A 19,741-nucleotide genomic window follows, 5' to 3' on the forward strand; every position below is an offset into this window, starting at 1 on the left:
CAACTTGTATGTACACCTCATCCAATCCGCTAAGCGTGTATGATCGAGAAAACAATTGTTTTGCCGTCCGGCTCCAAACGCGTTTCCACAGAGAAGCTCCCGATCTGCTTCGTCGTCGTCTCCAATACGCCTTGGGCCGCCGCCTGAGCGCAGGCTTCCGTGAAATGACGATAGAAAATGTCGGCATCATAGCCGAACAGGTTATCCGTGAACTTCCGGATGCTCTCCATATTACGGGCCAATGTGCCGTCCTCCAAGCGGACCGTTACGCCGTAAGTGGCGAACTGCGGATCGAGCCACAGGGAGGCCTCATTGCTGTTGCGGACTCCGGCGGTCGGGCCGTTCACGGCAACGGCCTTGGCCTCCGCGTTCCGGAACAGGCGCAGCGTCGTTTCCTCCAGATCGTAGTTCGTCCCGCGCAGCTTGCCGGCTTCTTCCATAACATCGTAAGCCTCCAGCATGCGCTGATCGGGGAAGATCAACTTCTTGTAGCTGCCATCCTTCGTAGGCACGACTTTGACGAACGCCTCGCCCTCGTTCTTGACGCTAATCCGTTTCGATTTGGTCTGCAGCCGTGTAATGATCTGCAGCGCTTCGGCACGGGTTACGTCACGGCCGACACCGAAGTATCCGTTCGGGTATCCTTCCATGATCCCCTTCGTCATCGCTTCCCCGATGAACCTCTGCTGTCTTGCTGTCGCGCTCCGCAGATCGCCGAACTGGGAGGCCGCTCGAAGGCTGTACGCTTCGTCCTCCAAATACTCGGTTTCCTTAAGTAAATAATATAAGATCTCTGCAACGTCCTCCCGCTTCAGCTTCGCCTTGTAATCCGGGAATTGGCCTTTGCTTATGAAATGAAGATCGCTGGCCAAATCCAAATAAGGTTTGGCCCAATAGCCGACCGTGCTCGGCTTGAATGTGAAGTCCCGGTAATCCTGCTGCAAAATGCTCTGATTGCCGGCGCTTAACGATTGCAGGAAACTGCTTCTCCAATTCCGCTCCCCATTGGGAAATATATCGGTGAAAGCAAGCAGCACAATTTTCACGAATTGATCTGCCGTCACCGCGTCGTCGGGCCGAAAGGTCCCGTCCGGGAAGCCGTCAAGCAGCCCTTGCTGCGACATCTGGTTAATCGTCTGCTCCGCCCAGTGCCCCTTGACATCCTTCATGGCTGCAGCTTCAACTTTCGCTTGCTGAGTGCCTATGGTTATTACGCAGCATACCGCTGCTATGGTTAGCCATTTATTCAATTGCCGCATACAAGATTCTCCGCTTCTCTACAATTTATTCGGTACCAACTTGTACCATTGTCTAGAATAAGCCTTCTATTCAGCTTTGAGAACAGGCTTTATGCCTAGTAAGGAAGACGCGACAAACCCGGTCAGGCTTGGGTCTATAGCCGCACCGCCAGCACCTGTCAGAACGGCCGGCACCGTCTCCCAGATCAGCAAAAAGGACCATACCCTCTACACCTGTAGATGTTATGGTCCTACTATGAACGGCGATTATGATTTTCGTGCGCCTACGGTTACGGCCGAATTATAATAGCGCAGCCAATCGGCTATGTACAGCATCTTGGTCAAGAAATCCGGTGCGCTGCCTTGCAAATAGGCATATTTCTCCTGCTGGAGCAGCTGATGCATTTCCCAGCTTTTGTGAAATAAGGTCTTAACGAAGGCTTCCTCCGTTTGGGGCTTATGCAGATCCGTACCGCGGGAAAGCTCGACCTCTTCAAATATGACGCCTCGATAATAGGGATAAACATTCACTTGCTGTCCCATATCCACGTAAGCAAGTCCCGTATATTCAAAAGGCAACCAAATTAAATTCGTCTTTCTGTCTTCCAGTTTAACCGTATACGCTAGTCCCATATTCAGTGAAACTGGCTGCGGATAGTTGTTAATGGCACCGGAACGCAGGTGATCCATAATATGCTCAACGAAATTCATGGTGTTCTTCCTCTCCGAAGGACCTGTTTGATGACATCATCCTACCTTCATATTGCGTGTTATGGCCTTCTATTGTCAAGACTGTTGCGACAAATTTTGCATCCCATATTTTGCATAATAAATGCCAATTGTTGTGATACTAGACCAAACGCAGAGAGGATGGATTTACGTTGTCGACAAATTCCACTCCCCGATGGATGATGGCCTCCGTACGAAGGTTCGATATTATTTATGCCCAGCGGCGCAATCCGGTCATGGTGGCGTGGTGGTCAGCTTCCTTCCCTGGTTTCGGACACCTGCTCATGTACAAAAATACGACAGGCGTTCTGCTGACCTTATCCGAGGTTATCATTAATACATTAGCCCATATCAATGAGGGTATGGTGTATTCCTTCAGCGGCAACTTCGCAATGGCCAAGCAGGTGCTGCACCCTCAGTGGCTGTACGGCTATATGATTATTTATTTCTTTGCGATTTGGGACAGCTACCGAAGCGCGCTCGAAACGAACAAGCATTATGAGTTGGCTATCTTGGAAAACGGCCGGATTCCGGTTCATCTCATGCGCTCAACCGGCATTCAATTCCTCGAGAAGAAACGGCCTCTTGTCGCCGCTTTCTGCTCGTTCTTTTTTCCCGGTCTGGGACAGCTCTACAATAAACATATCTGGTTGGGCTTTTACGGCATTCTCTGGTGGTGGATTTACATCACTTTCTCTCACAGTTATGAGGCCCTTATGGCGCTAATCCTGGGACATAACCGGATGGTGGCCAGCATTTTGCAGCCTCAGTGGCTGATGTTCATGCCCTCCGTGCTCGGAGGCGCCATGTTCCATGCCTATTCGAGCTCTATTGAACAGAATCGGTTGTTTCGTATAACACAGCGCCAATATTTGACGGATTATTATGAGAAAGCAAGGAATCGAATCATGGGCGGCAGCAGCGCAAACCATATTCCACTGTGGATAATCGGTACATTTGAACATAGCACGGAGCTGGAACAAGCTCTAAGCATCCTGGAGCACAGCGGGATTCCGTCCGGCCGGATTCTGCCTGTCCTCATGAACGCTCATCGAGATAAATCGTTGTCTATCGTCGACCAGCGCTTCGACCAGACAACCAAAGCCGTTGAAATCGGTTTTGCCAGCGCGACGGCCTGCAGCGTGATCGGTATCAGTTTAGGATTCGTGCTGGAATGGGGCCCTATTATCTGGGGGCTGCTCTACGGCATCGGCGGCTTCCTGATCGGGTTCATCATCGGACAGCTGTTGAAATCCAAGCACAGCCTCTCCCGCCGTCCCAATAAGGTACCTGAAGTCACGGTATTGGTTCAATATTTGAATGACCAAGAGGCGGCACTCATTAACGAAACCTTCTGGCGCTACAAAGCAATCACGGTAGGCAAAATCGAACACCCCCACGAGGACTGAACTTTCCCGCCCGCGCCTCCTGCCTCCTTCCGGCCCCGTCCCCGTCTATTTGGACACACTTTTTTCGATCCTTTCTCTGAATCATAGACCGATGTTCCTTACTGCATTCGAATGGTATAGTTATAGGGTGCAGTAAATTTTTTTAGGCGGATATCGAACTTTTTCAGGCTGCACGCGTCTAATTCAGAGAGGTGAGGGAATGGAGACGACCGGTGTCCATGTTTTTGAATATTTGAAATACGTATCTGAAACCACAGATCAGAAAGTTATTCTTCGTAATCTGATGGAAACCTATGGCAATGATGTTTGGAATTATGCCTTCAGCATTTGCCGCAATTCGGATTTAGCCGATGATATTACACAGGATGCATTCCTTAAAGTTTATCGCAATCTTACTACATTCCGCGGTGAGGCCTCGGTCAAGACCTGGCTTCTTACGATTACCCGCAATACAACTTACGACTATCTGCGCAAGGCTTTCTGGCGCAAAGTGACGCTTGTCGGCTTCATCCAATCGACGGGCACATCACAATCTGCCGAAACGGAAGCCATGGAGAAATTATACGCAAGCGATATTTGGAAAAAAGTGATTTCCCTGCCTCCGAAGTACAGGGAGATTCTTATTTTGCATGCTCATTACCAGCTCTCCACCAAAGAAATGGCATCCATTCTTAACATCTCGGAGGGTACCGTCAAATCGCGGCTTCACCACGCCAGACTCAAGGTGGTCAAACTGAAGGAGCGTGAGGCTCTTGAACAATCCTGATCCGGATGATTTACGCAAACAATTGGAATCAGGACCGCTTGAGCGCCCCGGCTTTACTTCCAAGCTTCAACGCGACATCGAAGACGCGATCGAGCGCAAGGAACGAACGAAGCCGAAGGTAGGGCCCGTGTTCTGCTTCGCAGGCATCGGCGCGGTCGCCGCAGCCCTGCTGCTTTTCCCATGGGGAACGCTGCATACCCAGAGCGAAGCCGCTCCTGTCGCAGACGCCGGTTTAACAACGGCTGCAGCGTCCGTCAGCCACTCGCCGACGCCGATTACGACGGCTTTGCTCATTGGGCTAAGGACCGAGCAGGAGCCTGCAGAGGCCCAATCCGGGCGGTCGGTGAAGCCAATGCCCTATAGTACGTATCGCACGATGCTGATCGCGCCTGTTCGCGGACAGCTGCAATTAACATCCGAGGGCCCAGGAATTCTCATGCCCTATAAGCAAAACTTCTGGAAGATCGACTCGCTCGTTCATCGAACGAAGACCGATGAATTCCACTACTTATCCGCGCACTTAGCCGATCAGCCTGCCAAGCCGGAAGTATTCCCGGATGTGGAAAGCGAACAGCTGAATCGCACGGAAACGCTGCTTTTCGCAGGGAATCAGTACTTGTCGATTGCCGAGTCGGAGCAGACGCTGCGGGGCAATGTCCCTTATCAGGCGGACCGCATCTGGGTGCGTACTCTCCCGCAATTGAAGGAAGGGCACACCATCCAGTTCTATAATAAACCGGTGGACAAGAATCACGTATCGCTTGCCGATGTCTATGGCTCGAATGCGAACGTTGACAGCACGCTTGCCTCCCTGTCCAGCGGACTGCGCGGAGATCTCACATCCCAGAGCTGGACGATACAGCGCGAACCCGGTCGCTGGGTCGGCAAAGTCGCGGAGACACCGCGCGCGAGCTCCACAGCGCCTGACAGCTACGTGCTGCATGACTTCCCGCGCGAGCTGCCGGAGAAGGTCGTGAATCACGACGAGCTGTGCTGTACCTGGAGCGGCATTCAGTCCACCTGGCCGCAAGCGACGGATGCGCTGACATCGCCGCTAGGCGATATGATCGTGATCTTCGAGAAAGATCAGCTCAAGTTCTACCCTTACGGCCAAGCGCCGGGCAGCGCTCCGCAGCTTACACTGGATTTATTACCCGGCGAGAAGCTGGTGATGGCACAGTGGGCCACGGATCATTACGTCGAGGAGTGGATTGACAAGGTCGGCCGCTTCCTGGAACCGACGCTCTCGGATAAGCTGGCCCGAGCAGCTGAATAGCATGCAATAAGGGGCCACCCGCACGTGCAGATCCTTCTGCCGCCGGGTGGCCCCTTTGTATTACCGTTTCGTATATGCATCCATAAACGACTGCGCATAGCGGGGATCCCATTGCGTCCCCTTCCCTTCCTGGAGAATGGCCAGCGCTTTCTCCGCAGGCATCCCCTTCCGGTACGGCCGGTCGGACGTCATCGCATCGAACGCATCCGCTACCGCTATGATGCGCCCGAATTCCGGAATATCCTGGCCCTGCAGGCCGTCCGGATATCCCTTGCCGTCATAGCGCTCGTGATGCGAGCGCACGCCGGGAAGCAGCGGAGCCATCGCTTCGGCGGGCTCGATCTGCTTCAAGATCGATTCACCCAGCACCGGATGCAGCTTGATGATCTCGAACTGCTCGTCGGTCAGCCGGCCCTCCTTCAACAGCACATCGTCACGCACGCCGATTTTGCCGATATCATGCAGCAGCGCCGTTTTGTTCAGGAGATCCAGCTGCCGCTCACTCAGCCCTTCCGCTCTGCCAATCATCAGCGAATATTGGGCGACGCGTGTGGAATGACCGGCCGTATAAGCATCTCTGGCGTCCAGAGCGGCAGCGAGCGTAGCGTAATAGCTCTGAAGCAGCTGATTGTTCATGCGCTCGCGGGCCTCCAGGCCTTTGACCATATGATTGAAGCCGGCCACAAGCCGCGAGAACTCATCGGAATATAAATCCGACGCGCGCACTTGCAAATCCCCCGCTTGGACGTCCTTCATCGCCTTATGCAAATATTCGATCGGCTGCTGAATATCTCTCGCCAGCATCCTGGCCCCCAACGAAGAGAAGCCGACACCGAGCAGCAGAATAAGGCCCGCCCATTTCCAATAATCGACGGATACATGCGACGCTTCCGAAATAAGGCGGATTTGCGTCGCCAAGCTGAACAGGAACAAGGGCATCGTCCCGATTAGAAAGGCGCTCAGTTGAAACTTGCGCTGAATGGATACGATGACCCGCCCGTCCAGCGAGACATCTTCGCCATAGAGCCGCCCGCCTACATCGCGGATATGTATAAGGACCGGGCGAATCGCCTGAGCCGTCATGAAGAATTCCAGCAAAGCGTGCATGCTGGCCACCAGTACGGCTCCAACGCCGGCAAGGCCGAGATAATACATCGGAAGCGACAGCCATCCCGCCTTAATCGCGATGAAGGCCATCGCCATCGCCGGGACGGAGAGGCCTAGAAAGTGCGGCCCCACAATTCGTTTCACCGAGAGCGCCGGGAAGCGGTGGGTCTGCACATAAGCCTCGCGGATGACGGCAAGTTCGGGCGCTTCCCGGACTAGCATAGCCCGAATCGGCTGCATATGCCGGCGAAATACGAGCAGCTCGGCCAGGATCATCACACAGAGCGATAAGATCATAATGAAGAAAATGCGGACCATCTCCGCACTCGAAATCGCTAGCGTCGTCGAAATGATAACCCCGCCTACCACCACAACGGCAATGCCGGAGCCTATGATATAGTTGCGAATCAAATCTCGCAGAAACTTGCGGTAAATATGCATGATGGACTGCCTCGTTTCAATCTAAACTCTGGGACCCAACCAACATCCCAGCTTCTCTCCTATTGTATAGCAATTCGACATTCGCCGCAGAGAAAAATGCCCTCAGCCTTAGAACAGCAAGACCGAGGGCATCCTTTTATTCCGTATCCTTATTCATAACGGTTTTCGCCGTTAGGTCCGCGTCTTTGCCGAGGAAGGCGCGCGCCAGATCGGTGACGGTTTGACCTGTCAGCGTTTGCGTAATCTCGGGCACCTGCGCAATCATCTTGGCGATGTCGCCCGTCACCCGGTTCACGCCGGAGGTCGCGCCGTCTTGCGAGATCACCGTGATCTTATCCACGTTGCTCAGAGGGGCCGCAATGCGTTCCGCCAGTTCCGGGAGAATCCGCAGAATCTCCACCGTTACCGCCGCTTGCGTATACTGCTTGTAAGCCTCGGCTTTCTTCTCCAGCGCCTCCGCTTCCGCAAGACCGGCCAAGCGAATGACCTCCGCATTCGCCTTCCCTTTGGCGAGCTCGGCCTCAGCCGTCGCTTCGCCGCGTTTTCTCGTCGACTCGGCTTCGGCCTCCGCTTCGAGAATTTGCCGCTGCTTGCTCACTTCCGCGCGCATAATAGCCGCCTGCTTCTCCGCTTCGGCCGGCTTGATGACGGTCGCTTCGAGCTCCTTCTGCTTCAGCTCGACCTCGATCTGCCGAACGTTCTTGTTCGCTTCGGCTTCCATCTGCTTAATCCGCACCTGTTCGGTCACGAGCGATTGCTTGATCTGATTCTGCTTCAGCTCATAGGCCAAATCCGCCTCGGCTTGGCGGGAGGTCGTTTCCTGCTTGAACTCCGCCTCCTTCATGCTGAGCTCCTTGCGGTACTGCGCCTCCTTGGCCGTAGCGGCCGTCTCCGCTTCAATCTTCAGCTGGTGCGCCTCGGCTCGCCGGATGGCCGATTCCTTCTCCGTGTCCGCCTGGCGAATTTGGATATCCCGCTCGACTTCGGCCTTGGCGATGCTGGCGCTTTTGCGGACGCGCTCAATCTCCGGAACACCGAGGTTCTCAATATAACCTTGATCATCCGCCACGCGCTTGAGAACGAAGGAGATCAGGCTGAGACCCATTTTATCCAAATCCTCCGAACACGTCTCTCTCATCTTGCTGTTCAACTCATCCGGGTTCTTAAGAATCGCTTCGACCGTCAACTGTCCGACCAATCCGCGCAGATGTCCCTCTACAGAGTGCAGAATCATCATCTCGCGTTCCAGCAGCGTATGATCCAGAAACTGCTCGGAGGCCGTGGCGATGGCGACGGGATCGCTCTGAATTTTGATTTGAGCAACCGCTTCAATCTTGAGCCTTATGCCCTGCAAGGAAAACATCGGCTGGTCCGGCTTCACATCGAAGCTCATCAGCATCATGGAAATCGTTTTGAAGCTCTGGAAGCCCGGAATGACGAAGGTGCCGCCGCCCTGCACGACGCGCTTGCCCCCCAAACCGAACACGATCATCGCATCATTCGGCGGCACTTTCTTATAGGCTCTGACAATGGTGGTAAGTAAAATAAAAACGACAATCACGATCGCTGCCACCGTGTACAATACCGTCAACATGAACGTATTACCTCCCGAGAGTGTATTTAGGCCAGATCACTGAATCTGCTTACTGTCGCAACACCTTTATCCATATGCAAAATAACTACCTTAGCCCCTTTAGGAATGGACTCTCCCTCCGCGGATCGAGCGCTGATAGAGCGCTTGGTCCCCTGCATGACAATGACCATCTCGCCGATGCCATGGCCGTTAATTCCCACGATCAACCTGCCCAGTTGTCCGCTAAGCTCAAAATCGCTCTCCTTCATACTGTTATCATGTTTGTAGATGACTTTGACGTAAAAGAGGAAGAACAGCCATCCCATCACGAGGCCGGAACCGATAGCAATCAGCAAAATGACCAAAGCGTTCGTCATGCCGAGCTCGCCAAGCATATAACCGATCCCGCCGAATGCCGTCAAGCTGGCTAACAGCGAGGACAGGTTGAAGAAGGACGGTCCCCCATGGCCGTGGCCATGTCCTCCCCCGGCATCCCCGTGGAATTCGAAGAAATCGCCGCCGAAAAACGTGAGCAGCACCGTCAATACAAGGCCTGTAAAGAAACATATGGCAAACAAAGTCATCATAGACGTCACCTCCTTAGGGCTTCCTGCCGAAGCGCATCTCTCACCTCATAAATATAGACTCAACTGGTAATAAAAGGTTTCGGTCAAAAAACATAAAATGAGGTGCGAATCCTTCTTCTTCGGCTCGCGTATAATCATTGGGCGTCTTTATGTTATTCTATTAAACCTAAGGAGTAGATTAGCACATGTATAAAAAGAAAGTGACCTGGTGGGTTTCCGCCGCATGGGTTCTCTTGCTGTTGACGCTGACGGGCTGTCAGTCCGTACAAGGCGTAGACCTGGCTGCAGCCATTCAACAAAGTTCGGCAGCCACATCCTCGGAGTCCGCAGGCAGCCTGCAGATCGAGCTTGTGCCCGGGGATACTTCCCAACTGAGCGCTGTTGAGCAGCAGGCCCTTAGCGCCCTGCACAAAGTGACAATCGAACTTGCAAATGTGAAAACCGAGAGTACGCAGAAGCTTTCGGCAGACGGCACGATCACATATGGGAAAGGTACGATCCCTTTCCAGATTGCCGTGGACGGCACGAAGCTCATCTGGCAGGTCGAGGGCGGGAAGAAGCCGGTTGTTATCGACCTCTTGGGGAGTTCGAACGCATCGTTCACCAAGCTGCTCCCTGCCGCACTTCAAGAGCAGATCGGCAGCAAAGCGGCGGAGATTAAGCCCGCCGTCATCGGGTTTATTCTAGCGAATATGCCGAATCCTCCGAGCATTGCGGTCTCCTCCGTTACGGAGAAAGTTGGCGGAGCGGACCTGTCCCTTCAGAAGGTACATATGGAGCTAACCGGCACGGAACTGGCCTCCCTGCTGGACAGGCTGCTTAGCGGGATTCTTGCCGATGAAGCAGGGCTGCAAGAGCTGATCAGCCAGTTGTACGATGCCATGTACCCGATCATTCAGGAAGAGATCGCATCGGGTTCAGCGGACTTCACGCTAAAGCTGCTCGGCAATAAGCCGTTGGCTGTCGGTTTCATTTATCAGCCTGTCCATGATTATCTCGCCAAAGCGGCAGAGTCGCTAGCCGCCGTTATATCGGGCGACGGAGAACAAGGCGTCCTGCCGGTTCACGCTATGTTCGGCAGCAAGTCCGCGCTGGCGGCGGACTTCTACGTAGACGGCGATCACGGGGTACGGAAACAAAGCTTGGCGCTGAGCATGCCGATGCCGGATACGGGCACTGGGGTTGCCGGTTTGAAGTTGAATTTCGTTAGCGAGACCTGGAATGTGAATAAGCCGGTGAAGGCTGATTCGATCGATATCTCCGGCGGCTTCGTGCCCGTCGGTGTAGATGCTTCCACGGTCTACAGAGTGCTGGGCAACCTCGACCGGCATTCGCTCATCTACACTTTGCTGAGAGAAGACGCGAAAATCGCGAGAAAAGAAGTCCATTTGCAATTAAATGAAAGCGGGGATCCGGCGGCAAGCGATACTCCGCAGCCTTTCATCAACGGAGACAGTAAAACGATGGTGCCGGTCCGTTTTATTTCGGAAAAGCTAGGCGCTGAAGTCGGCTGGAATGCCGATACGAAGGAAGTTACCATTCTAGACTTGCTGTCCGGCAGGATCATCGTCCTGAAGCTGGATCGCCGCACCGCCAGCGTTGACGGCGCTTCAATCGAACTGGAGAGCGCAGCAACGCTCGTTAATGGCTCTACGTTCGTCCCGATCCGTTTCATCGCAGAATCGCTCGGCGGTGTCGTCTCGTTCGACGATGATACGCGAGTCGTAACGATCAAGCGGGATTAGTGCCGGGGTTGTGCGGAATGTGCTGTGCTGCGTTATCGGAACCTTTTCCGGGTGGGCGAATAGTCTATATACATCTAGGCATTCAACATGCGTCTGCTCGAAGCAGCCGTAACGAATAAAGGAGCGAAAACCATGTATACGAATCCTCCGTTCCAACCCGGTCAACATGACCAGCACGGCCAGCACGGCCACCATGGACAGCACGGTCCCCATGTCCTCTATCAGGCAGAACCCAATTGGCCGAATCAATTGAGGCATAAAAGAAATATGATCATGAACGCGCTTCACCCCTATGTCGGCCGCACGATTCGTGTCACAACCCTAGACGGGCATACGTATGAGGGAGTTTTGGTCAACGTTGACGGGCATCACGCCTATCTGCAGACGACTCCGATGGGCCCGCATCATCAAGGCCATAGACCGGTATACACACCCGCTCAATACAATCAGATTTTGACGTTGGTGCTGTTCGAACTGCTCGTCATTTTACTTCTTGCCTAAATACGATCTCGCCCCTACGGTCTGCTTGGACCTGGGGGCGTTTTTCTTTGGCCATATGCGGATCCCATGATTTGTAATAATTTACTGTATCCACCGCATCTTTCTCTTCATCCATGCGTATAATCTATCGCAGCTATTATTCTCTAGCAATTTCATAATAAGGAGTAGATTCGTAGATGTTAAGAAAGAGAATGACATGGTGGCTTTCCGCTGCATTGGCTGTGATGCTGATGGTGCTGACAGGCTGCCAAACAATTCAAGGCTTGGATGTAGGACAGGCTCTTCTGAACAATGCCACCCTGCAGTCCGCCTCGGCCAAAACCACGCTTCAACTGGACCTTGTCACAACCAATTCCGGCGGATTATCCGCAGAAGACCAGCAAGCCATCGAAGCACTGAACCATGCCAAGCTGGAATTGCGAAACATTCAGCTGCAGGACAAAATGAACATGTCGGTTGACGGTGCGTTGACGTATGGCAAGGGATCGATTCCTTTTCAAATGACATGGAACGGAAAGGCCTTCATCCTGCAAGTCGAAGGTGCGAAGAAACCCTTCTCTATCCATATGGCGAAGGGATTCGACGATACAGCAGCTGCTGTATCTCCCGCTGCGGCGGCGATTTCCGCCGAGATGCAGCAGCAGCTGATCGCTAAAATGAACGAGCTTATGCCGGCTTTATACAGATTCTTCATTACAAACTTGCCGAACCCTGAACATATTTCCGTCTCGTCCGTTACGGATACTGTCTACAACGAAACCCTCGCGCTGCAGAAAGTTCAAATCGAGATTAAGGGCAGCGAACTGCTCCCTTTGCTCAAAGCATTCTTGACGAATGTAGCAGCGGATGAGAAAGGATTGAAGGAGATGCTCGGCCATCTCTACGACATCCTCGTGCCGGTCATCAAGGAATCCATGAAGGCCTCCGCCGCCGGAGAAGAGACGCATTCCGAATATGCCGATCTTGCCACCGCTTACTTGGATAACAAAACGCTGGCCGTCGAATTCCTGTATACAACCATCAACCAAATGCTGGGGAAACAACTGAAGGACTGGGATAAGAATATGGAGCAAATGCGCACCTCCCTCTCGGACCCGCAGGCCAAAGCTTTCCTGAGCGACCAGACCACACTGAAAGCCGATCTGTACATAGATGGCGAGAAACAAATTCGCAAGGTTCAGTCCGAGCTGACATTGCCGATCGCCGATCCAAGCTCTGGCGTCAGCGCTGTGAAGCTCGCCTATACCAACGAAATCTGGAATATCAACAAGCCGGTTAAAGCGGCGGCGATTGATGTTTCCGGCGGGACGCAGGATCTGGACAGTATCTCGAAGGACAACGGCGCTGCCGTACTCGGCTCGATCAAGAAGGATTCCCCGCTCTACAACTTGCTGCGGCACGATCTCAAGATAGCCAAGCAGGATATCCGTCTTCTGCTCAGTGAAGAAGAAGAAGAATACTCGCCGTACGATGCGAGTCATCCGTACATTAACGAGGAAGGTGCGGCCATGGTGCCGGTGCGCTTCCTCTCCGAGCGGCTGGGCGCCGAGGTGAAATGGGATGCAGCCGCCAAGCAGATCAAGGTCGAGGACGCTTTGACCGAGAAGACGCTTGTGCTGACGCTGGACTCCACAGCCGCGAGCGTGAACGGTGCGTCCGTGCAGCTGGACAGCGCACCTGTTCTGAAGAACGGCGCAGCCTTCGTACCGCTGCGCTTCATCGCCGAGCAGCTTGGGTGCAAAGTCGCGTTCGATGAGGATACCTACAGCGTGAATATTTCACGCGAATAGCAGGAGAGCTCGCCCCTCAGGTCGTCTGAGTTTTGGGGCGAGCTTTTTTGGTTGGGCCATCGGCGGCTGTAAGGCTGGCTGTGGCGGAAGCGTACAGGCCTCCAATACAGGCGGCCGCTCGGCGCCGTGGCGCTGGACCGAGGCCTGTGCGGCAGCTAGGGACGGGGATTCGCCGTTAGAGCCCGCGTCAGGGCTTTGCTGCGGCAAGCAGCCTCAGTGAAATGCAGCATTTGGCAGAGGTCAATCCGCCCGGAAATGAAATTTTCATGAAATTGGAATAAGCTCCCTTCCAACTGGATATATTATCAAAGCTGCGTTGTTAACAAGCTATCAGGTTTTACACTAACCAAAAGTCGATACGCAGGAACAAATTATTGGAGGTTTATGTTACATGGAAACAGGTACGGTTAAATGGTTCAATGCAGAAAAAGGTTTTGGTTTCATTGAAGTGGAAGGCGGCAACGACGTGTTCGTTCACTTCAGCGCAATTCAAGGGGAAGGTTTCAAAAGCTTGGATGAAGGCCAACGCGTACAATTTGAAGTTGTTCAAGGTAACCGCGGACCGCAAGCTGAAAATGTAGTCAAGCTGTAGTCCTTACTCCATATTGCTATACACTGCTTGCGAGTCTGAGTCTGAATCTACGATGACAAGGAGGAGTTTCATATGTACTTTTCAAAGAAATCGATGGAACCAGTTCCCGAAGAGCAAACGAGCATTTGGACTTGCAGCACGGAACAGTGCTCCTGTTGGATGAGAGATAACTTTTCATTCGAAGAAAGTCCGGAATGTCCGATTTGTCATTCTGCCATGGTCAAAGATTCCAAGATGCTCCCTACCTTATCGAACACAAGCAGCAGGCGTTGATTTAAAGGATCAGCCGATGGCAGTACGAAGAAGCCCCGAAAAAGCCCTGTATACCTTCTGGTATATAGGGCTTTCTCATTTTTCGGCCGGCGATCGGCGGGGACGGCTGCGACGGGTAGCCGGTGGGGACGGCTGCGCCGTGTCGCCGGCGGGGACGGCAACCCAGGAACCGACTGCGCTGGCCGGGAAGGTGAGATCGGCTGCGACGGAGACCCGGCTGCGCCTAATGGACACAGCGGCCCTTATTCCACGCATTTGGGCCGCTTTCCTTCTCCAACGGACACCGCTGCCGCTATTTGCCCCATTTCGGCGAGATTTCGCCGCGAAACCGGCAAATAAGCGCTCCGGTGTCCGTTAGACTCGCGACCGCTCCGATCGCGCCGGAATAACGGCCGTGGGGTCCGTTAGCCGGCGAAGCCCGCCCCCGGCCAATGGACACAGCGGCCCTTATTCCACGCATTTGAGCCGCTTTCCTTCTCTAACGGACACCGCTGCCGCTATTTGCCCCATTTCGGCGAGATTTCGCCGCGAAACCGGCAAATAAGCGCTCCGGTGTCCGTTAGACTCGCGACCGCTCCGATCGCGCCGGAATAACGGCCGTGGGGTCCGTTAGCCAGCCCTGCACGCCGCATCGCCGCGGACAACGAAAAAGGTGCCCCGTCAGCGGGACACCTTCTCCTTTACAATATCGTCCGTTGGAAATCAGCCTCATCATACACCATGCCTTCACCCGAAGGCTTCCCGAGAACGAGTATCTTGCCTCTATCCAACTCGCTCTCCAGCCGGGTCGCCTCGGCTTCGGACACACCAAGCGCTCTCATCTTCGCCCGGAGCTCCTCGCCGCGGGATCGGAACAGATTGGCGATCGACGTCAACACGCCTTCCTCCGCCATCGTAATCTGCTCTGCACCCGTATAGTTGGCAACGAATTCCGTGCCGTCCTCACTATGTGTCAGTACATAGATGTTGTCCCTTGCAAAACCCTCGCGGTATAGCTGCTTCACTTGCTCCTGCGCTTCTTGAAGGTTGGATGTCACACTCACTCTTGGATAAGTATTCATGGTCGTTCCTCCTCAATCGAATAGGGTATAGGTGAAGCCTCTGGCTACTCACTACGGTAATCGTCAGAAGCCTTTCCGTCTGCCGAAAATCAGCGAGACGACGAACATAATCAGGAACACGAAGAATAATACCTTGGCAATCCCTACGGCTGTTGAAACAATGCCGAAGAATCCGAATACTCCTGCGACTAGCGCAATAATCAGGAACATGATAGCCCAACCTAACATAGGAAACACCTTCTTTCATGATCTATTTGTTGTTCTTGGCTATGATCATTAATACCCGCTTGTCCATCATGTGAAACAAGGCTTGTTCACTCTCACTGCATTTTGTCCAACACACGCTGCTCCATCCGTTCCAATCTGCTGTCCAGCCGTTCCAATAGCTCCTTCAGCTCCATATTCTCCTGCTCCGCCCGGTAATTAATGGCGAAATCCAGAATAGCCTCCTGCTTATCTCTGGCCGCTTGACGATTCTGGCTCATTAGAATGACAGGCGCTTGGAATGCCGAGATGCAGGACAGAATCAGGTTCAGCAATATGAACGGAGGCTTATCGAAGGCCAAGCGAGTCAGATTCAGCGCCATCCATGCTGCCAGAAACAAGCCGAAGAACACAATGAACGTCCAGCTTCCTCCGAAAAACGCTATGCGATCCGCCAGCCGGTCGGCCCACGTCGACTTCTTTTCCTGCTGATGCGTCAGATGAGACTTGATGTTTCCCTGATACTCGCGAACCATGGCGGTGATCCGGGCCAACTGCTCGATATTCAGCTTGGCATCGGTTTCGTTATCCAGCTCTCTTAACAATTTCTCCGGCATGCGCTCACCGGTCCGTCTCTTCTCGTTCCCCATCGTTATCCCTCTTTTCATATCAAAATACAATCTAGAAGTAAATTAACCGCCTGATCTGCGGTCGAAACAACAGCAAAAAACCGCTTGGGCTCTTCATTCGAAGTCCCCTGCGGTTCATTTCTTGCGGTATATGCGTTCCTGCGGAACAAACTCCTCGTAGTTCACACCCTCCGGTACGAATAGGATGGATTCTTTCTTGCCCAAGCCCAAGTACCCTCCGGATACCAAGCTGCCGTGAAAAAGGCTGTGCACGTGAGTCTGCAGCCGGTTATCGAAGTAAATCATGACATTGCGGCACAAAATCACATGAAACTCATTAAAGGAACCGTCCGTCGCCAGATTATGCTGGGCGAACATCAAATTATCCTTCATCAGCGGCTGGAAGTACGCATACTGATGGTCCGTCGTGTAATACTCGGAGAATGCCTTCGTTCCGCCGGCGTCCAAATAGTTCTTCGTGAAGGCCTGCATCTGCTTCAGCGGGAATGCGCCCTTCTGTGCGGCTTCAATAGCTCTTTCGTTCATATCCGTCGCATAGATCTTCGTTCGCTCCGCGAGTCCCTCCTCCTGCATCAGAATCGCCATGGAGTATACTTCCTCCCCCGTGGCGCAGCCTGCATGCCAGATACGGATCTCGGGATACCGCCTGAGCTCGGGAACGACCAAGTTGCGGAAGGCGCGGAAAAAGCTCGGGTCCCTGTACATCTCGGTCACGCGGATCGACATGTCATTCAGCAGCTGGTCGACGAAGCCGGGCTCATGGAGCACCTTCCCCAGCAGCGCCGTGACATTCGGCAATTTCTCCGCTTTCATGCGGTTAAGGATACGCCTGCGCAAGGAAGAGCGAACGTAATGGCGGAAATCGAAGCCGTACATCTGATAGAGCCCTTCGAGCAGCAGGTTAATCTCAATGTTCTGCAGCTCGTCCTCGTACGCTTGCTTCCCATGAGTGACGGGCTCCTCTATGGACTTACGATTCATCGTTTCTTCACCTGCTTCGTTAACCATACACGCATAAGCGAAAATAGCTGATCCATATTCAAAGGCTTCGTAATATAGTCGGAAGCGCCCGCTTCCAGACATTTCTCTTTCTCGCTCTTCATGGCCTTAGCCGTCAAGGCGATGATCGGCAAATCAGACATCTGCATGTCGCCCCGGATCGTCTGCATCGCTTCGTAACCATCCATCACCGGCATCATAATGTCCATCAAAATGAGATCATACTCGGCATGCTCGCCCAGCATCTCGATGGCTTCTTTGCCGTGCTCCGCTACGTCCACGGTCACGCCTTTCGTCTCCAGCGCCGTCACAAGCGCGAAAACGTTGCGCGCGTCGTCATCGACAAGCAGCACCCTCTTGCCGTGGAACAACTGGGCATCCGAGTGAACCGCTTCGGACAACAGCAGCTCGTCCCCGACCGCTGCCGCGGTGCGGCTTTGTTCCGGCTCTTGTGCGGAGGCGGAGGCAGATACGGAGACCGAGACGATCGAACGCTCCTCAACAGCTGCAGCGATCTCGCCTTGATGGGCGTTATTGTTCTTCGCCGCATGAGGATCCGCTTCCCTGGCATTCGGTACGTACAAGGTGAACGTGCTGCCTTTGTGAAGCTCGCTCTTCACCACGATGGAGCCTCCTAACAGCTTCGTAAACTCGCGGCAAATGGACAGCCCGAGCCCGGTTCCGCCGTACTGGCGGTTCGTCGTGCCGTCCACTTGCCGGAACGCCTCGAAAATAACCTGCTGCTTGTCGATCGGAATCCCGATGCCGGTATCCGTAATCGAGATAGCCAGCACCTTTTCCTCCGGATCCCGATGCAGCAGCTCCTTGACACGCCCAGGGTCGGCCAAGGCGATTCTCATCGTTACGGAACCTTTTTCCGTAAATTTAAACGCATTGGACAGCAAATTTTTCAAGATCTGTTGAAGTCGCATACCATCAGTCGCAATGACATTCGGCACATCCGGCTCCAGGATGACATCGAAGTCCAGTCCCTTCTTCTCCGCGACCGGAGCGAACATCAGCTTCATTAATTGCGGCAGCTCGGTCACATTGAAGTCATCGGTCATAATATCTATTTTGCCCGCTTCGACCTTGGACAAATCCAGGATATCGTCGATAAGCGCCAGCAGGTCTTTCCCGGCGGCATTCACCACACGGGAGTACTCCACGATTTCGGACATTTGCAGATCGCCGTTATTCTCGGCAAGCATTTGGGAGAGAATCATGATGCTGTTCAGCGGCGTGCGCAGCTCGTGCGACATGTTCGCCAGGAAGTCGGACTTGTATTGCGAGCTCGTCTCCAGCTTCTGCGAGTACTCTTCCAATTCGTCCTTCGCCTTCTTCAGCTCCAGCGCCTTCTGCTCGGAGAAATGGTTCTGCTCCTCGAGGAATTCATTCGTCATACGCAGCTGTTCCTGCTGCATCTGAAGCTCTTCCGATTGAGCCTGCAGCTCCTCGGACTGGGCTTGCAGCTCTTCCGTCAGCATCTGCGACTCGGACAGCAGCCGCTCGACTTCCATTCGGCTGCGTACATTAGCAATCGCCGAGCCGAACTTCTCCTGCAGCGAATCGACCAGCGTCAAGTGCTGCGACTGGAACGAATGAAGCGAAGCCACCTCGATGACGGCCTCCGTCCGGCCATCGACAAGGATTGGCGCAACCAGCAGGCTGCGCGGCTTGGACGCCCCCAGGCCCGATGTCATCTTCACATGGTCTTCCGGCAGACTATCGATCAAGAAGATTCGCTGGTCCAGCGCACATTGCCCAATCAAGCCCTCGCCCGGCTTGAAGACGGAGGCGGCAGCCGCTTCCCCGGATACGGCATATCCGGCAATTTTCACATAGCGGGTATCGGTCCCATGCTGCTCACGGAGATAGACAACGCCATAGACGCTGCCGAGCATTGGAGCAAGCCTGCTGATGAAGACTTCGCTCAAACAGCCCACATCGTTAATCCCCTGGTATAGAGTGGCTACTTCCGCGATGTTCGTTTGTATCCAGTTCTGCTTCTCCAAGTCCTCCAGCATATCATTCGTCGCTCCCGCCAATTCACCGATCTCATCTTGCGTAGAAACAGCGATCCTCGTTTCCAGGGAGCCTTCGGAAGAGGTAATATAGCGGATCATCGTTGTAACCTGCTTAATCGTCTTCGTAATAGAGTTGGAGAGCAGCAGCGCTACGAGAATCGCAAAAATAGAAATAATGCCGAGCAGCGTAAAAAGCACGACTTTAAGATTATAATTGCTTTGCGCCAGCTGCTGAGCCCTGGCAGCCGTAAGCTGCTTTTCAGCGGCAAGAAAGGAATCGAACTGCGTGCGCAGCTGATCCATCAACTTTTTTCCTGAGTTTTGCTTAAAATAGTCATCGATAGCAGCTTGATTGTTTTGTTTCTTCAAGTTGATCACATAATCGCCGGCCGTACGGATCCAGCTCTGAATCGTCGGCTTGATCGCCTCCAGGCTTTGCTTCTGAGCCTGGTTGTAATCTACAAGCTGCATCAGCTTATTATAATTGTCGAGCCAGGTTTTGCCGGCGGTATCATAGGGCTCCAAATATAAGATGTCCCCTGTTATGATGTAGCCCCGCATACCGGTTTCCATGTCTACCATATTTTTCTGAATCGCATTAATCAAATCGTGGGCTTCCAAATCGTGGTTGGATATGAAGTTAACTTCCTTCTGCAGCGCAGTGACACGGCTGCTTACGATCAAAATTGCCACGCCTAAGCATATGATAATAAAAACATATCCCAGCAAGATTTTGGTGCGGATATTCATACGCAAAAATAAGTTCATAGCTG

At 53.4% G+C, this 19,741-nt stretch carries 20 protein-coding genes; 8 read left to right on the forward strand and 12 right to left on the reverse strand.

Annotated elements, in window-relative coordinates; translation table 11 throughout:
* Window positions 1-29 precede the first annotated feature (29 nt).
* Window positions 30-1,259, reverse strand: coding sequence for an S-layer homology domain-containing protein (locus J2X61_RS22700; RefSeq protein ID WP_310190768.1), 1,230 nt, complete (start codon window positions 1,257-1,259; stop codon window positions 30-32).
* A gap of 246 nt (window positions 1,260-1,505) precedes the next feature.
* Window positions 1,506-1,949 (reverse strand): hypothetical protein, encoded by a 444-nt coding sequence (locus J2X61_RS22705; protein ID WP_274472170.1) that lies wholly within the window; start codon window positions 1,947-1,949, stop codon window positions 1,506-1,508.
* A 170-nt stretch (window positions 1,950-2,119) separates the two neighbouring features.
* Between J2X61_RS22705 and J2X61_RS22710 the strand changes: the two genes are divergently transcribed.
* The 3 genes from J2X61_RS22710 (at window position 2,120) to J2X61_RS22720 (ending at window position 5,418) form a co-directional block, all read left to right on the forward strand.
* Window positions 2,120-3,376: a hypothetical protein gene (locus J2X61_RS22710; protein ID WP_274472169.1), complete on the forward strand. Its 1,257-nt coding sequence runs from the start codon at window positions 2,120-2,122 to the stop codon at window positions 3,374-3,376.
* Between the two features lie 199 nt (window positions 3,377-3,575).
* Window positions 3,576-4,142, forward strand: coding sequence for an RNA polymerase sigma factor (locus J2X61_RS22715; RefSeq protein WP_274472168.1), 567 nt, complete (start codon window positions 3,576-3,578; stop codon window positions 4,140-4,142).
* Window positions 4,129-5,418 carry a hypothetical protein gene (locus tag J2X61_RS22720; RefSeq protein WP_274472167.1) on the forward strand — a complete coding sequence of 430 codons (1,290 nt, stop codon included), beginning with the start codon at window positions 4,129-4,131 and terminating at the stop codon, window positions 5,416-5,418. The genes J2X61_RS22715 and J2X61_RS22720 overlap by 14 nt, the downstream gene beginning before the upstream one ends.
* A 60-nt stretch (window positions 5,419-5,478) precedes the next feature.
* Here the strand turns inward: J2X61_RS22720 and J2X61_RS22725 are convergent, their stop codons facing one another.
* From J2X61_RS22725 to J2X61_RS22735, 3 genes are all read right to left on the reverse strand, one after another.
* Window positions 5,479-6,966 (reverse strand): HD domain-containing phosphohydrolase, encoded by a 1,488-nt coding sequence (locus tag J2X61_RS22725; RefSeq protein WP_310190773.1) that lies wholly within the window; start codon window positions 6,964-6,966, stop codon window positions 5,479-5,481.
* Window positions 6,967-7,102: 136 nt separating this feature from the next.
* Window positions 7,103-8,560: a flotillin family protein gene (locus tag J2X61_RS22730; RefSeq protein WP_274472166.1), complete on the reverse strand. Its 1,458-nt coding sequence runs from the start codon at window positions 8,558-8,560 to the stop codon at window positions 7,103-7,105.
* A gap of 26 nt (window positions 8,561-8,586) precedes the next feature.
* Complete coding sequence (locus J2X61_RS22735) at window positions 8,587-9,126, reverse strand: NfeD family membrane protein (RefSeq protein WP_274472165.1); 540 nt, start codon at window positions 9,124-9,126, stop codon at window positions 8,587-8,589.
* A gap of 185 nt (window positions 9,127-9,311) precedes the next feature.
* Here J2X61_RS22735 and J2X61_RS22740 point away from each other — a divergent pair, with 185 nt between their 5' ends.
* From J2X61_RS22740 to J2X61_RS22760, 5 genes are all read left to right on the forward strand, one after another.
* Window positions 9,312-10,871 (forward strand): copper amine oxidase N-terminal domain-containing protein, encoded by a 1,560-nt coding sequence (locus J2X61_RS22740; RefSeq protein ID WP_310190777.1) that lies wholly within the window; start codon window positions 9,312-9,314, stop codon window positions 10,869-10,871.
* Window positions 10,872-11,003: 132 nt separating this feature from the next.
* Complete coding sequence (locus J2X61_RS22745; RefSeq protein WP_310190781.1) at window positions 11,004-11,372, forward strand: LSm family protein; 369 nt, start codon at window positions 11,004-11,006, stop codon at window positions 11,370-11,372.
* Between the two features lie 176 nt (window positions 11,373-11,548).
* Complete coding sequence (locus J2X61_RS22750; protein ID WP_310190783.1) at window positions 11,549-13,162, forward strand: copper amine oxidase N-terminal domain-containing protein; 1,614 nt, start codon at window positions 11,549-11,551, stop codon at window positions 13,160-13,162.
* Between the two features lie 391 nt (window positions 13,163-13,553).
* On the forward strand, window positions 13,554-13,754 hold the full coding sequence (locus J2X61_RS22755; protein ID WP_274472161.1) for a cold-shock protein: 201 nt from the start codon (window positions 13,554-13,556) through the stop codon (window positions 13,752-13,754).
* Window positions 13,755-13,826: 72 nt separating this feature from the next.
* Window positions 13,827-14,027, forward strand: a complete 201-nt coding sequence (locus J2X61_RS22760) for a cold-shock protein (RefSeq protein ID WP_274472160.1) — start codon at window positions 13,827-13,829, stop codon at window positions 14,025-14,027.
* 292 nt (window positions 14,028-14,319) lie between these two features.
* Here the strand turns inward: J2X61_RS22760 and J2X61_RS22765 are convergent, their stop codons facing one another.
* From J2X61_RS22765 to J2X61_RS22795, 7 genes are all read right to left on the reverse strand, one after another.
* Window positions 14,320-14,487, reverse strand: a complete 168-nt coding sequence (locus tag J2X61_RS22765; RefSeq protein ID WP_310190786.1) for a hypothetical protein — start codon at window positions 14,485-14,487, stop codon at window positions 14,320-14,322.
* 37 nt (window positions 14,488-14,524) lie between these two features.
* The gene (locus tag J2X61_RS22770) at window positions 14,525-14,671 is read right to left on the reverse strand and encodes a hypothetical protein (RefSeq protein WP_310190789.1); all 147 of its coding nucleotides are present in this window, start codon (window positions 14,669-14,671) and stop codon (window positions 14,525-14,527) included.
* Window positions 14,672-14,707: 36 nt separating this feature from the next.
* A complete protein-coding gene (locus tag J2X61_RS22775; RefSeq protein ID WP_274472157.1) occupies window positions 14,708-15,088 on the reverse strand; it encodes a YflT domain-containing protein in 381 nt (126 codons plus the stop codon).
* Between the two features lie 63 nt (window positions 15,089-15,151).
* Window positions 15,152-15,316 carry a DUF1328 domain-containing protein gene (locus J2X61_RS22780; protein WP_274472156.1) on the reverse strand — a complete coding sequence of 55 codons (165 nt, stop codon included), beginning with the start codon at window positions 15,314-15,316 and terminating at the stop codon, window positions 15,152-15,154.
* A 92-nt stretch (window positions 15,317-15,408) separates the two neighbouring features.
* A complete protein-coding gene (locus J2X61_RS22785) occupies window positions 15,409-15,942 on the reverse strand; it encodes a DUF1003 domain-containing protein (RefSeq protein WP_274472155.1) in 534 nt (177 codons plus the stop codon).
* A 114-nt stretch (window positions 15,943-16,056) separates the two neighbouring features.
* Window positions 16,057-16,923, reverse strand: coding sequence for a CheR family methyltransferase (locus J2X61_RS22790; RefSeq protein WP_310190792.1), 867 nt, complete (start codon window positions 16,921-16,923; stop codon window positions 16,057-16,059).
* The gene (locus J2X61_RS22795) at window positions 16,920-19,736 is read right to left on the reverse strand and encodes a CHASE3 domain-containing protein (protein ID WP_310190796.1); all 2,817 of its coding nucleotides are present in this window, start codon (window positions 19,734-19,736) and stop codon (window positions 16,920-16,922) included. Before J2X61_RS22795 ends, J2X61_RS22790 begins: the two co-directional genes overlap by 4 nt.
* Window positions 19,737-19,741 lie beyond the last annotated feature (5 nt).

The sequence above is a fragment of the Bacillus sp. 3255 genome, from assembly GCF_031456485.1.
GTDB lineage: Bacteria > Bacillota > Bacilli > Paenibacillales > NBRC-103111 > Paenibacillus_E.

Bases quoted from the DNA above. Each gene is read 5' to 3' on its own strand.
- J2X61_RS22755 (WP_274472161.1), top strand. From the start codon at position 13,554: ATGGAAACAGGTACGGTTAAATGGTTCAATGCAGAAAAAGGTTTTGGT.
- J2X61_RS22775 (WP_274472157.1), bottom strand. From the start codon at position 15,088: ATGAATACTTATCCAAGAGTGAGTGTGACATCCAACCTTCAAGAAGCG.
- J2X61_RS22795 (WP_310190796.1), bottom strand. From the start codon at position 19,736: ATGAACTTATTTTTGCGTATGAATATCCGCACCAAAATCTTGCTGGGA.
- J2X61_RS22760 (WP_274472160.1), top strand. From the start codon at position 13,827: ATGTACTTTTCAAAGAAATCGATGGAACCAGTTCCCGAAGAGCAAACG.
- J2X61_RS22725 (WP_310190773.1), bottom strand. From the start codon at position 6,966: ATGCATATTTACCGCAAGTTTCTGCGAGATTTGATTCGCAACTATATC.
- J2X61_RS22730 (WP_274472166.1), bottom strand. From the start codon at position 8,560: ATGTTGACGGTATTGTACACGGTGGCAGCGATCGTGATTGTCGTTTTT.
- J2X61_RS22750 (WP_310190783.1), top strand. From the start codon at position 11,549: ATGTTAAGAAAGAGAATGACATGGTGGCTTTCCGCTGCATTGGCTGTG.
- J2X61_RS22715 (WP_274472168.1), top strand. From the start codon at position 3,576: ATGGAGACGACCGGTGTCCATGTTTTTGAATATTTGAAATACGTATCT.
- J2X61_RS22790 (WP_310190792.1), bottom strand. From the start codon at position 16,923: ATGAATCGTAAGTCCATAGAGGAGCCCGTCACTCATGGGAAGCAAGCG.
- J2X61_RS22785 (WP_274472155.1), bottom strand. From the start codon at position 15,942: ATGGGGAACGAGAAGAGACGGACCGGTGAGCGCATGCCGGAGAAATTG.
- J2X61_RS22765 (WP_310190786.1), bottom strand. From the start codon at position 14,487: ATGCGTGGAATAAGGGCCGCTGTGTCCATTGGCCGGGGGCGGGCTTCG.
- J2X61_RS22705 (WP_274472170.1), bottom strand. From the start codon at position 1,949: ATGAATTTCGTTGAGCATATTATGGATCACCTGCGTTCCGGTGCCATT.
- J2X61_RS22780 (WP_274472156.1), bottom strand. From the start codon at position 15,316: ATGTTAGGTTGGGCTATCATGTTCCTGATTATTGCGCTAGTCGCAGGA.
- J2X61_RS22700 (WP_310190768.1), bottom strand. From the start codon at position 1,259: ATGCGGCAATTGAATAAATGGCTAACCATAGCAGCGGTATGCTGCGTA.
- J2X61_RS22735 (WP_274472165.1), bottom strand. From the start codon at position 9,126: ATGATGACTTTGTTTGCCATATGTTTCTTTACAGGCCTTGTATTGACG.
- J2X61_RS22745 (WP_310190781.1), top strand. From the start codon at position 11,004: ATGTATACGAATCCTCCGTTCCAACCCGGTCAACATGACCAGCACGGC.
- J2X61_RS22740 (WP_310190777.1), top strand. From the start codon at position 9,312: ATGTATAAAAAGAAAGTGACCTGGTGGGTTTCCGCCGCATGGGTTCTC.